This is a genomic window from Pelomonas sp. V22 (assembly GCF_030014915.1).
Taxonomy (GTDB): Bacteria; Pseudomonadota; Gammaproteobacteria; order Burkholderiales; family Burkholderiaceae_C; genus JAUASW01.
The window spans coordinates 559,531-572,660 of the sequence record NZ_JAGIXS010000002.1; the positions used below are offsets into that span (position 1 = coordinate 559,531).

The following is a 13,130-nucleotide window of genomic DNA, read 5'->3' on the forward strand; positions in this document are numbered from 1 at the left end:
GGAGTAAGCCATGGACGTCGGCTCTGTCGTCAACACCACTGGCAACGGCACCGCCGCTGCCAGCAAGAACGCCCAGGACACGCAGGACCGCTTCCTGAAGCTGCTGGTTGCGCAGATGCAGAACCAGGACCCGATGAACCCGATGGACAACGCCCAGGTGACGAGCCAGATGGCGCAGATCCAGACGGTGTCGGGCATCAGCACGCTGGACACCAGCATCAAGAACCTGTCCAGCCAGTTCGCCCAGACGCAGGCGCTGCAAAGCGCCTCGCTGATCGGCCACGACGTGACCATCGCCGGCAACCGCCTGCAGTTCGGTACCGAGCAAGCCACCGGCGCCTACCAGCTCGACGGCGCGGCTGACCGCGTCAAGCTCGAGGTGCTGAGCCCGGCCGGTGCTGTGATCGACACCGTGGAACTCGGCGCGCAGAGCAAGGGCCTGCAGACCTTCGAATGGCCGATGTCCAAGGCCGGTGGCAACGCCAGCCTGAACTTCCGCATCACGGCCACCAGCGGCAGCGCCGTGGTCGCCAGCACCACCTACTCGCGCGACAAGGTCGAGGCCATCAACATCAGCGGCTCCAAGGCGACGCTGGAGCTGGCCAACCTCGGCAGCGTGGACTACAGCAAGCTCGTGACGATCGACTGATCGATCGGAACACGCGCCTCCCCCCTCCCTCCAGCAAGGACCACACACCATGGGCTTCCAGCAAGGTCTCTCCGGACTGAACGCCTCGAGCAAGAACCTCGAGGTGATCGGCAACAACATCGCCAATGCCAACACCTTTGGCGCCAAGTCCTCGCGCGTGGAGTTCGCCGACCTCTATGCCGCCTCCTTGAGCGGCGGCGGCGCCAGCAACATCGGTATCGGCACGCAGCTGGCGGCCGTGGCCCAGCAGTTCACGCAGGGCAATATCACCATCACCGAAAGCTCGATGGACCTGGCCATCAACGGCGGCGGCTTCTTCCAGCTGAGCGACGGCAAGAGCCCCACGGTCTACAGCCGCAACGGCCAGTTCAAGGTCGACCGCGAAGGCAACATCGTCAACAACGGCAACCTGAAGCTGCTCGGCTATCCGGCCGACGGCAACGGCAAGATCCAGCCGGGCCTCGCGCAGCCGCTGTCGCTGCCGACCAAAGGCATCGAGCCCAAGCCGACCTCGAACATCTCGATGGAGTTCAACCTGGACTCGCGGGCCAAGGCCACGGCGCCCTATGTGCTGTCGGACCCGGCCGATCCCACCTCCAAGGTCGACACCCTCGGCATCACGCTGAACGACCCGAGCAGCTACAACAACGCCACCTCGATGACGGCCTATGACGCCAAGGGCCAGCCGGTGGCGGTGACCATGTACTTCCAGAAGGCCAACAACCCCGAGGCGGGCACCGGCTACGACGTCTGGAACCTCTACATCACGGCCAATGGCACGCCGGTTCAGCTGGACTCGGCCGGCGCCGCCATTGCGCTGGATACCAACGGCAATCCGACCACGCCGTACACGCAGATCAAGTTCGCGCCGACCGGCGGCGTGCCGGTCGTGCCGGGCCCGGGCATCAAGCTGGACCTGCGCATCCCGGCCGGCACCAATGCCGCCGGCGCTGCCACCCTGCCCATCCCCTATGACGACCCGCTGGCCCCGAGCCCGACGCTGACCGGCGTGGAGTTCGACATCACCGGCGCCACCGAGAACGGCGCCAGCTTCGGCGTCACCGACCTGACGCAGAACGGCTATGCCCCGGGCCAGCTGACCGGCATCGTGGTCGAGAAGAACGGCATCGTCACGGCCCGCTATTCCAACGGCGAATCCAAGCCGGCCGGCCAGGTCGAACTGGCCTCGTTCCGCAACAACCAGGGGCTGCAACCGCAAGGCGGCAACGTCTGGGCGCGCACCAACACCTCGGGCGAGCCGGTGGTCGGCGTGCCCGGCGACGGCAACCTCGGCGTGCTGCAGCCCGGCGCGCTGGAAGAGTCCAACATCGACCTCACGGCCGAGCTGGTCAACATGGTCACGGCCCAGCGCGTCTACCAGGCCAATGCCCAGTCGATCAAGACGCTGGACTCGGTGCTGCAGACACTCGTGAACCTTCGCTGAGCCTGAACTAGCAGAGAGGCATTGCCATGGACCGCATGATTTACCTGTCGATGGCCGGGGCCAAGGCCTCGATGCAGCGCCAGGATGTGCTGGCCAACAACCTGGCCAATGTCTCGACCAATGGCTTCCGCGCCGAGCTCGCCGCCTTCCGCGCCGTGCCGGTGCGTGGCGATGGCGCCAGCACCCGCGCCTATGCGCTCGAGACGACGATTGGCTACAACCCCGATCCCGGCGCCATCACGCCCACCGGCCGCAATCTCGACGTGGCCATGAAAGACAAGGCCTGGCTCGCCGTCCAGGCACTGGATGGCACCGAGGCCTACACCCGCGCCGGCGCGCTGGACGTGAACTCCGAAGGCCTGCTGGTGCAGCGCAACGGCTTGCAGGTGATGGGCGACGGTGGTCCGATCAGCGTGCCGCCGAACAGCGAGCTGACCATAGGCAGCGACGGCACGGTCTCGGCCAAGGGCCCGACCGGCCGACCGACGGCCATCGGCCGCCTGAAGCTGGTCACCTCCGAAGGCCCGCTGACCCGCGGCACCGACGGGCTCTTTCGGGCTGCCGACGGCGACCTGCCGGCCGACCCCGCCGCCCGGCTGCAGGACGGCGCACTGGAAGGCTCCAACGTCAGCCCGGTCGAAACCATGGTCGCCATGATCTCGGCCTCGCGCCAGTTCGAGCAGCAGATGAAGCTCCTGCAGATCGCCCAGACCCAAGGCCAGCAGTCGGCCAAGCTGCTCGGCAGCAGCACTTAACGAAAGCCCGCCATGATTCGCTCGCTCTGGATTGCCAAGACCGGCATGGAGGCCCAGCAGACCCAGCTGGACACCATCTCGCACAACCTCGCCAACGTCGCCACCAACGGCTTCAAGCGTTCGCACGCGGTGTTCGAGGACCTGATCTACCAGAACCTGCGCCAGAGTGGCGCGAACAGCACCGAGCAGACGCAGCTGCCCACCGGCCTGCAAGTCGGCCTCGGCGTGCGGCCTGTCGCCACTTCGCGCAACTTCAGCCAGGGCAACCTGCAGCAGACCAGCAACAACCTGGACCTGGCGGTCAAGGGCAATGGCTTCTTCCAGATCCAGATGCCCGATGGCACGACGGCCTATACCCGCGACGGCGCCTTCCAGCTCGATGCCAATGGCCAGATCGTCACCAGCAATGGCAACACCGTGCTGCCCGGCATCACCATCCCGGCCAATGCGCTGAGCCTCTCGATCGGTCAGGACGGCACGGTCAGCGTGACGGTGCCAGGCCAGGCCACGCCGCAAACGGTGGGCCAGATCCAGCTCGCCACCTTCATCAATCCGGCAGGCCTGGAGCCGCGCGGGCAGAACCTGTTCTCTGAGACCGCCTCTTCCGGCACGCCCAACGCCGGCGCACCCAATGCCAACGGCATCGGCGCGCTGCAGCAGGGCTTCGTCGAAACCTCGAACGTCAACGTGGTCGAGGAACTGGTGCAGATGATCCAGACCCAGCGCGCCTACGAGCTCAATTCCAAGGCCGTGCAGACCTCGGACCAGATGCTGCAGAAGCTCGCCCAGATCTGAAGGAGCGTCGCCATGAAGTTCCGCCTGCTGCTGATTGCCGCCACGGCACCACTGCTGAGCGCCTGCGGCGCGCTCTATCCCCAGCCCCATGTGGAGATGCAGAACGCGCCGGTCGTGGCCATGCCCAACCTGCCACCGGCCGGCGCCAACAACGGCTCGATCTACCAGGCCGGCAACTACCGGCCGCTGTTCGAGGACCACCGCGCCCGCCTGGTCGGCGACACGCTGATCGTGCAGATCGTCGAGAAGGTCTCGGCCAGCCAGAGCTCCACCAGCGAGCTGAGCAAGGACGGCGCGCTGTCGGCCGGCGTCACCGCCCTGCCGGGTATCGCGTCCAACTCCTTCGGCCGTGCCTCGGCCGGCGCCACCTCGTCGAACAAGTCCACCGGCAAGGGCGCGAACCAGAACAACAACGAGTTCAGCGGCACCATCACGGCCGTGGTCACGGCCGTGCTGCCGAACGGCCATCTGATGATCACCGGCGAGAAGCAGATCGGCGTGAACCACAACGTCGACGTGCTGCGCTTCTCCGGCCAGGTCGACCCACGGGCCATCGCCCAGGGCAATACCGTGCCCTCCGCTTCCATCGCCAATGTGCGCATCGAGCAGCGCGGCCGCGGCGCCACGGCGGATGCCCACGGAATAGGCTGGCTATCCAGGTTCTTCTTGAATCTTTGGCCGACTTAAGTTTTTGCAGAATCGGCAGACAGGACCCTCACCTGCTGCCGCCATGCAAGCCCCCGCCTCCACCTCCCGCCGATTCCTGACCGCCTGCCTGGCACTGCTCGTCAGCCTGCTCGGCTGGCCGCTGCAGGCCTCGGCCACCCGCATCAAGGAAGTCGCCGCCGTGCAAGGCGTGCGCAGCAACCCGCTGGTCGGCTACGGCCTGATCGTGGGCCTCGACGGCACCGGCGACCAGACCACGCAGGCCCCGTTCACCGGCCAGAGCCTGAACGCCATGCTGCAGCAGTTCGGCGTCATCCTGCCCCAGGGCGTGCAGATGCAGCCCCGCAACATCGCGGCCGTGATGGTGACGGCCAGCCTGCCGCCGTTCGCCCAGCCCGGCCAGCAGCTGGACATCAACGTCTCCTCCATCGGCAATGCCAAGAGCCTGCGCGGCGGCACGCTCGTGACCACGCCGCTGCGCGGTGCCGATGGCCAGGTCTATGCGATTGCCCAGGGCAACCTGATCGTCGGCGGCGCTGGCGCGTCGGCCGGCGGCTCCAAGGTCCAGATCAACCACCTGAGCGCCGGCCGCATCCCGAGCGGTGCTCTGGTCGAACGCGCGGTGCAGACCGCCTTGCAAAGCGGCGACACCATCCAGCTCGACCTGAACGCGGCCGACTACGCCACCGCCCGCACCGTGGCCCAGGCGATCAACCGCGCCAAGGGCGACGGCGTGGCCCAGGCGGTCGATGGCCGCGTGGTGCGCGTCAAGGTGCCCATGGACGCCAATGCCCGCGTCGGCTTCCTGGCCGACGTCGAGAACCTGCCGTTGGAGCTGGCCATCCCGGCCGCCAAGGTCATCATCAATGCCCGCACCGGCTCGGTCGCCATGAACCAGGCCGTGCAGCTCTCGCCCTGCGCCGTGGCCCATGGCAGCCTGTCGGTGACCATCAGCTCCACACCCATCATCAGCCAGCCGGGCCCGCTGTCCAGCGGCCAGACCACGGTGGCCGAGAAGACCGACATCGCGATCAAGCAGGAGCCCGGCGCGCTGATCCAGCTGCCGGCCGGCACCAAGCTGAACGATGTCGTGAAGGCCTTGAACGCCCTCGGCGCCACCCCGCAGGATCTGCTCGCCATCCTGCAGGCGATCAAGAGTGCCGGCGCGCTCAACGCCGAACTCGAGGTGATCTGATCATGGCTGCCTCCCCGCTCAGCACCAACACCGACAACCGCTCGATCGAGGCGCTGCGCGCTGCGGCCGCGCGCGATCCCAAGGCGTCGGTGCGCGAGGCGGCCAAGCAGTTCGAGGCGCTCTTCATGCAGGAGGTGATGAAGAGCATGCGCGCCTCCACCCTGTCTTCGGGCCTGATGGAGAACTCGGCCACGCAACTCGGCACCGAGATGCTGGACACGCAGTTCGCCAGCAAGATGACCGGCCTGCCCGGCGGCTTGTCGGACGCCATCACCAAGCAGTTGCAGCGCCAGATGGGCATCACGCCTGACAAGGCCGAGACCGCAAAACCCGCCGCGCTGCCCTCGCTCTCGAAGAAGAACATCGCGCCCCACGTGCAGCAGTTCATCCAGAAGCACGACAGCGCCGCCAAGGCCGCATCAAGCGCCACCGGCATTCCGGCCAGCTTCATGCTGGCCCAGGCCGCGCACGAATCCGGCTGGGGCAAGCGCGAAATCGTGGCCAAGGACGGCACGAATTCCTTCAATGTCTTCGGCATCAAGGCCGGCGCCAACTGGACCGGCAAGACAGTGGACGTGCAGACCACCGAATACGTGGACGGCAAGGCGCAAAAGGTCGTGGCAAAGTTCCGCGCCTACGACAGCTACGAGGCCGCGTTCAAGGACTATGGGCAGCTGCTCGGCAGCAACCAGCGCTATGCTCAGGTCGTGGCCCAGTCCCAGCAGGCCAGCGCCAATCCGGCGGCCGGCAACGGTGGCGCCGAGCGCTTTGCGCAGGGCCTGCAAAAGGCTGGCTATGCGACCGACCCCGAGTACGCCAGCAAGCTGGCTCGGGTGATCAACACCACGGTGCGCGTGCAGCGCGCCCTGGCCTGAAGAGAAAGGGCTAAGCGATGGGAACCTCCGCGCTCTTGTCCCTGGGCATGCGGGCCATGTTCGCCAACCAGGCGGCGCTGACCACCATCGGCCAGAACATCGCGAATGCCAACACGCCGGGCTATTCGCGCCAGCAGGTCACGCTGACCACGCCGGAAGGCCAGTTCACCGGCTCGGGCTTCTTCGGCAAGGGCGTCAACGTCGAAACCGTCACCCGCTCCTACAACGCCTTCCTGACCAAGGACGCCGCCGCCGCCAAGTCGCAGGCCTTCATGGACTCGACCCGGCTGTCCAACCTGCAGCAGCTGGAGAAGCTGTTCCCGCCGGGTGACCAGGGCCTGGGCGCGGCCGCCAACCAGTTCCTGAACGCCATGGTGGACGTGGCAAGCCGCCCGAGCGACCCCTCGGCTCGCCAGGTCGTGCTGGGCCGCGCCCAGGAGCTGGCTGCGCGCTACAGCAGCACCGGCCAGCAGTTGGCCGACCTGCAGTCCGGCATCGTCAGCGACCTGCGCGCCAACATCAACGTGGTCAACCAGCTGGCCAAGCAGATTGCTGCGGCCAATGACCAGATCGCCCGCACCACAGGCACCGGCCACACCTCCAACGACCTGCTGGACCAGCGCGACCAGCTCATCTCCAAGCTGAGCGAGTATGTGCAGGTCAGCACCCTGCCTTCGGAAGACGGCACGATGGGCGTGTTCATCGGCGGCGGTCAGCGCCTGGTGCTCGGATCGATCGCCCAACAGCTGGGCCTCTCGCCCGACACCTATGACGGCACGCGGGTACAGCTGAGCATCACCGAGTCCAACGGCAGCCGCAAGCTCGACGAAAGCGTGCTGACCGGCGGCTCCATCACTGCGCTGCTGCGCTACCAGAACCAGGACCTGCAGGACGCCCGCAACCTGGTCGGTCAGTTGGCCGTGGGCTTTGCCAAGCGCGTCAACGACCAGCAGGCGCTGGGCCTCGATTCATCGACGCCGCCCGGCTCGGGCTCCCCGATCTTCAGCTACGCCGATCCGGTGACCCTGCCTGCCTCCACCAATGCGCGCAACCCGGACGGCACCTTCCAGTCCATGCTGAGCGTGCAGGTCACTGACGCCAGCCGGCTGCGCCCCGAGAGCTATGTGTTCAAGGCCGACCCCAGCGGCGTGCCTGACCAGTACATCATGACGACCCGCCCCGGCGGCGTCAGCGTGGCGCTGAGTGCCACCGAGATCGAGACCCAGTATGGCTTCAAGGTGACGGCCAGCGGCGCACCGATGACTGCCGAAGACAGCTTCCTGGTCGAGCCGCTGGCCCAGGCCGCCGTGACCATCAAGCGCGCGCTGGACAGCACCAACGGTATCGCAGCCGCCGCACCGATCACGGCGGTGACCAATGTCGACAACACCGGCACGGCCACGGTCGAATCGCTCTATGTCGTCAACAACAAGTACGACGCCACCCAGCAGCCGATGACGGTGCTGTTCGGCGCTGTCGATCCCGCGGACGCCAGCGTCAACTACACGATCACCATGGCCGATGGTTCGGTGCTGCCCGGCAAGTGGCGGCCCGGCTCCAAGATCGGCAACGAACCCGCTGCCGGCATCGACCTCGGCTTCGAGCTGCGTCTGAACGGCGTGCCGCGCGAGAACGACGTGATCACCACCGGCATCACCCAGTTTCCGGGCAGCAACAACGCCAATGCCAAGGCCTTCCTGAACATCCAGACCGAAACCTTCATCGGCCGCACGCCCCAGCCCGATGGCAGCGTGCGCGCCGGCAGCACCCCGTCGGACGCCTATGCCACGGCGATGACCGATATCGCCTCGCGCGTGCAGGGCGCCACCTACCTGAGCAATGTCTCGACCAGCGTGGCCAGCAGCGCCGAGGCCACGCGTGCCGGCCAGGCCGGCGTCAACATCGATGAAGAGGCCGCCCGCCTGATGCAGTACCAGCAGGGCTACCAGGCGGCCGCCAAGGTGCTGCAGACGGCACAGACCATCTTTGATGAGCTGCTGAAGCTCGGCGGCTGAAGAGGAATAGAACATGAGAGTCAGCACCGCCAACATGTTCGACGCGAGCATTGCCAACCTGCAGCAAAGGCAGGAGAGCATGGCCATCGCGCAACAGAAACTGACCTCGGGCAAGCGCGTGCTGCTGGCCAGCGACGACCCCACCGGCGCTGCCCGGGCCGAGCGCGCGATGGCCGCCATCGGCCGCGTGGACGCCAACCAGCGGGCCCTCGAAGCCAGCCGCAATGGCATGACGCTCAGCGAAGCAGCGCTGGGGGACGCCACCGAGCTCTTGCAGCAGGCCCGCGAAACCATGCTGGCCGCCGGCAACTTCAGCTACACCGATGCCGAGCGCCAGGGCCTCGCCAACAAGCTCAAGGGCCTGCGCTCGCAGTTGCTCGGCATCGCCAACCGGCCCGATGGCTCGGGCGGCTACCTGTTCTCCGGCCAGGGCTCGGCCAGCCCGCCGTTCGTCGACCAGGCGGGCGGCGTGCGCTTCAATGGCACGCCCGGCTCGGTACAGACCGGCAACTTCGACAATTTCCCGCTCACGGTAGACGGCCGCCGCACCTGGGAGCAGGCACGCACCGGCAACGGCACCTTCGAGACCGACCCGCTGCCCAATGCCACGACGGGTGCAGCACCCAAGGGCTGGATCGATTCCGGCCGCGTGACCGATGCCACCCAGCTGACTGGCCACGAGTACCAGGTGCAGATCACCGGCGACGACCCGAGCGCGACCTACAACGTGGTCGACGTGACCCTGGGCTCCAGCGTGGCCAGCGGCGCCTACCTGGCGGGCCAGAGCATCACCTTCGACGGCATCGCCGTGTCGCTGTCGGGAGCGGTGGTCGACGGCGACCAGTTCGCGATCAAGCCCTCGACCAGCGACCTGAAGCTCTTCGACGTGCTGGACCGCGCGATCAGCGAGCTGTTCACCGGCTCGCGCAGCAATATCGAGATCACGCAGAGCAACTCCGGCCGCCTGCGCGACCTGGACTCGCTGATCAGCAACATGCAGAACGTGCGCAGCCAGGTCGGCGAGCAGCTGAACAACCTGGACGGCACCGAGGGTCGCATGGCCGCGCTGAAGGAATACAACCAATCCGAGCGTTCCTCGGCCGAGGACCTGGACATGATTGCCGGCATCTCGGATTTCCAGAACCAGCAAAGCGGCTACGACGCCGCACTCAAGACCTATGCCACCGTGCAGCGCATGTCGCTGTTCGACTACATACGCTGAGTTGCATCTGCCGCCCTCGGAGGGCCTCCATACGCGAAGTGCTCAAGTAAACTCGTCCACAGCCTTGTTTACCTGAGAGCTTTGATGAGCAGCAGCAGTTTCGCAATCTGGGGGTCGGTCGCACTGGGCTATGCCCCGATGATCGACAAGCAGCACCAGGTCGTGGCGACCCGGCTGACGGTGTTCCCCCTGCGCCCCGACGCTCGCCTCGACGCCGCCGAACTGATTGCCGCGCTGGCCGTGGCCTGGCCCGAGGGCGGCAAGACCGTGGTGCTCAACGCGGTGAGCGAAAGCCTGCTGGCGGCGCTGCTGCAGACCCCGGCACCCAAGAACCTCCTGATCGAACTGCCGGCCTTCATGGCCACCGATGCCCAGCATGCCGAAGCCCTGGCCGGCGTGCGCGCACGCGGTGCCAAGCTGGTGCTCAAAGGTCGGCCGCTGCAGCCGCTGGCGCCCGAGCTGCAGGCCTGTTTCGGCCACTCGTTGCTGGACCTCGATGAAGAGCGCGGCGGCGACGGCACGCCGCCTTGGCCGGGTCTTCCCAAGCTGGTGTCGGGCGTGCGCAGCAGCGCCGATATCGAGGAAGCCTTCAAGCGCAATGCCACGGCCGTGCTGGGCTGGCCCATGCAGGGCGCCTACGAGCCTGTGCCCGGCGCGCCGGCCAAGATCGAGATGCAGAGCGATCTGCAGGTCATCGTGCAGCTGATGGCCCAGCTCGACCAGGGCGAGGACAGCGACAAGCTCGAGCGCACGCTGCAGCGCGATCCGACGCTGGCCTTCAAGCTCTTGCGCTACATGAACTCCGCCGCCTTCGGCCTGCCGGTCGAGGTCAGCTCCTTCAAGCACGCCATCATGCTGCTCGGCTATGCGCGCTTGAAGCGCTGGCTGGCCCTCCTGCTCGCCACGGCCAGCAAGGACCACAGCATGCGGCCCATCATGTTCGGTGCGCTGCGCCGCGGCCTCATCATGGAAGAGCTGGCCAAGGGCATGGACGAGGCCGACATGCGCGATGAGATGTTCATCTGCGGCCTGTTCTCCTGCCTGGACCACATGCTCAAGCAGCCCTTCGCCAAGCTGCTCGAAGCCATCCCCATGCCCGAGCGCGTGCGCCAGGCCCTGGTGGACGAAAGCGGCCCCTACCAGCCCTACCTGGAGCTGGTGCATGCCATCGAGCATGAATCGGCGTTCGATTTCCGCAGCGCCGCCGACCAGCTGATGCTGGGTGCTCAGGAGATCAACGACGGCGTGATGCGCGCCCTGGCCAAGGCCGCCCAGCTCGAGTGAACCCGGGCACCGATGCCCTCGCAACTGCCCCTGCTTCCGCAAGACCCGGCCGCCCTGCGCGGCCTGATCGACATGGCCGCCGAGCCCATGCTGCTGCTCGACTCGAACCTGCAGGTGCGAGCCGCCAATCCCGCCGCGCAGCAGCAGCTGGCACTGCAGATCGGCGGCGAGCTGCATGGCCTTTTGACGGCCACCGGCACCAAGCTGCTGGACTGGCTGCGGCTCGCTGTCCAGGCCCATGCCGATGGCCGCCGGCTGCCGGCTGCGCCCTCGGTGCAAATGCAGGGCGGCGGCTGCGCCCATGTCAGCCTGGCCGCGCTGGAGCCGCAGGACGGTGAGCCGGCGCGCTGGCTGCTTCAGGCCCAGCCCGAAGCCGCACGAACGGCCCGTCGCGGCAGGAAGACCGCGACCAAGCCCACGCCGCCGGCCGCCGCCGAGCCCGCCCCGGCAGCCGGGCGCGCCCCGGCCGAGCGGGCCTTTGACGAGATCAACCAATGGCTGGCCCTGAGCCCCCAGCCCATGTTGCTGTTCGATGCCGGCGGCCTGCTGCTGCGTTGCAATGCGCCGTTCGCCGCCCTGCTGCCGGGCTCACCCTCCAGCCTGCAGGAGCTGCCTGCTGCCCTGCAGGCCCTGCTCGGCTGGCAGCGCGGCCGCATGCTGCCGGCGCTGCAAGGCATGCAGGCCATGCAGACGCAGGCCAGCCTCGTGGACCCCACCGGCCGCACGCGCTGGTTGCAGGCCCAGGTGCAGCGCCAGGCCGGCACCAGCCAGCGCTACATGGCCGTGCTGCTCGACCGCACGGCCGAGCAGGACCGCGACCTGGCCCACCAGCAGCTCGACGCGCTGATGGACACGGCCGGCGTGGGCCTCGCCACCTTCCAGCAGGACGCCGGCTGGCTGCGCCCGCGCACCAGCACCAAGCCAAGCGCCTCGGCGGGCAGCAGCGATCCGCTGGCTGGCCTGCAGGGCGTGGGCCGAGACATCGTCGAGCCCGAGTCCCTGCCCGAGTTCGAGCGGCTGCAGCAAGCGTTGAAGACGGGCGAGCGCATCGAAGTCGAGTACGCCGTCCAGCATCCGGAGCTGGGCCGGCGCTGGCTGCTGACCCGGGTCGAGCCCGGCGCCCTCGGTTCGGGCCAGCGCACGCTGTCGGTGGTGACGCTGGACGTGACCGCCCGCCACCTGGCCCAGGATCGCAATGAGCAGTTGCTGCGCGAGCTGACCACCATCATGGACAGCTCGGGCCTGGGCATGGCCTATCTGCGTGGCGAGCGCCTGGTGCGCTGCAACCCGGGCTTCGCCCAGATGCTGAGCCTGCAGCCGCGCGCCGCCACGGCCGGCACGCCGCTGGCCGAGCTGTTCGCCACGTTGCCGGCGCTGGGCCGCGAGGTGATGGCCGCCCTGCCCTCGCTGGATGCGCGCGAGGTCGTGGAGCTCGAGCTCCCGCCCGAGCTGCCGCTGGCCGGCGAGATGCAGCGCTGGCTGAGCCTGAGCCTGCGTCGCGTGCGCTCGGCCCTCGGCCATGAGACCAGCGAGCCCGAGACGATTGCCGTCATCAGCGACGTGACCACGCACCGCGCCGCCGAGGCCGCGCGACTCGAGGCCGCCATCGCCCAGCGCGAGTTGCTGGTGCGCGAGGTCCACCACCGCATCAAGAACAACCTGCAGGGCGTGGCCGGCCTCTTGCAGCAGATCGCCGCGCGCCGCCCCGAGGTGGCCGGCGTGATCAACGAGGCCGTGGGCCAGGTCCAAGCCATCGCCCAGGTCTATGGCCTGCAGGTTGGCAGCACCGGCCCTTTGCGGCTGCGCCGCGTGATGGACGCCATCACTGGCTCGGTGCAGCGCATTTTTGGCCGCGTCATCCACCTGGCCGTGGCCGGGCCGCAGGCCGAGCAGGCCCATCAGTGGTCGCTGCCCGAGGCAGAGTCGATACCGATTGCGCTGTCGCTCAACGAGTTGCTGACCAACGCGGTCAAGCACGGGCCCGGCGACGACGTGCATTGCACCCTGGTCTGCGAGGCCGACCAGGTGCTGGTCGAGATTCGCAACACGGGCGAGCTGCCGCTGGGTTTCGACCTCGGCGCGGTGCGCGGTGGCGTGTCGGGCCTTGGCCTCGTGCGGGCCCTGCTGCCGCGCCGTAGCGCCACGCTGAGCCTCGTCCAACAAGGCGGTGAAGTGGTCTGCCGCGTCGAGCTGCGCCCCCCGGGCCTCAGCTTTTTGCTGCCGCTATGAT

The 13,130-nt window shown here is 67.8% G+C and carries 11 protein-coding genes; all 11 read left to right on the top strand.

The window, feature by feature from the left end; translation table 11 throughout:
- Nucleotides 1-10 precede the first annotated feature (10 nt).
- The 11 genes from J7U46_RS11955 to J7U46_RS12005 all read left to right on the top strand — a co-directional run bounded on the left by J7U46_RS11955 (nt 11) and on the right by J7U46_RS12005 (nt 13,129).
- A complete protein-coding gene (locus J7U46_RS11955) occupies nt 11-649 on the top strand; it encodes a flagellar hook capping FlgD N-terminal domain-containing protein (protein WP_282826031.1) in 639 nt (212 codons plus the stop codon).
- 49 nt (nt 650-698) lie between these two features.
- Nucleotides 699-2,093, top strand: coding sequence for a flagellar hook protein FlgE (gene flgE / locus J7U46_RS11960; protein ID WP_282826033.1), 1,395 nt, complete (start codon nt 699-701; stop codon nt 2,091-2,093).
- A gap of 26 nt (nt 2,094-2,119) precedes the next feature.
- Nucleotides 2,120-2,848 (top strand): flagellar basal-body rod protein FlgF, encoded by a 729-nt coding sequence (gene flgF / locus J7U46_RS11965; RefSeq protein ID WP_282826035.1) that lies wholly within the window; start codon nt 2,120-2,122, stop codon nt 2,846-2,848.
- Nucleotides 2,849-2,860: 12 nt separating this feature from the next.
- The gene (flgG, locus tag J7U46_RS11970; protein WP_282826037.1) at nt 2,861-3,643 is read left to right on the top strand and encodes a flagellar basal-body rod protein FlgG; all 783 of its coding nucleotides are present in this window, start codon (nt 2,861-2,863) and stop codon (nt 3,641-3,643) included.
- Nucleotides 3,644-3,655: 12 nt separating this feature from the next.
- Entirely contained in the window at nt 3,656-4,330 is a 675-nt protein-coding gene (locus J7U46_RS11975) for a flagellar basal body L-ring protein FlgH (RefSeq protein ID WP_282826039.1), read from the top strand.
- 43 nt (nt 4,331-4,373) lie between these two features.
- Nucleotides 4,374-5,504 (top strand): flagellar basal body P-ring protein FlgI, encoded by a 1,131-nt coding sequence (locus J7U46_RS11980; RefSeq protein WP_282826041.1) that lies wholly within the window; start codon nt 4,374-4,376, stop codon nt 5,502-5,504.
- A gap of 2 nt (nt 5,505-5,506) precedes the next feature.
- Entirely contained in the window at nt 5,507-6,379 is an 873-nt protein-coding gene (gene flgJ / locus J7U46_RS11985) for a flagellar assembly peptidoglycan hydrolase FlgJ (protein WP_282826043.1), read from the top strand.
- Nucleotides 6,380-6,396: 17 nt separating this feature from the next.
- Nucleotides 6,397-8,394 carry a flagellar hook-associated protein FlgK gene (flgK, locus tag J7U46_RS11990; RefSeq protein WP_282826045.1) on the top strand — a complete coding sequence of 666 codons (1,998 nt, stop codon included), beginning with the start codon at nt 6,397-6,399 and terminating at the stop codon, nt 8,392-8,394.
- A gap of 13 nt (nt 8,395-8,407) precedes the next feature.
- Nucleotides 8,408-9,616, top strand: a complete 1,209-nt coding sequence (gene flgL, locus J7U46_RS11995) for a flagellar hook-associated protein FlgL (RefSeq protein ID WP_282826046.1) — start codon at nt 8,408-8,410, stop codon at nt 9,614-9,616.
- Nucleotides 9,617-9,700: 84 nt separating this feature from the next.
- Nucleotides 9,701-10,900, top strand: a complete 1,200-nt coding sequence (locus tag J7U46_RS12000; protein WP_282826047.1) for an HDOD domain-containing protein — start codon at nt 9,701-9,703, stop codon at nt 10,898-10,900.
- A 12-nt stretch (nt 10,901-10,912) separates the two neighbouring features.
- On the top strand, nt 10,913-13,129 hold the full coding sequence (locus J7U46_RS12005; RefSeq protein WP_282826050.1) for a PAS domain-containing protein: 2,217 nt from the start codon (nt 10,913-10,915) through the stop codon (nt 13,127-13,129).
- The last annotated feature ends 1 nt before the right edge of the window (nt 13,130 follow it).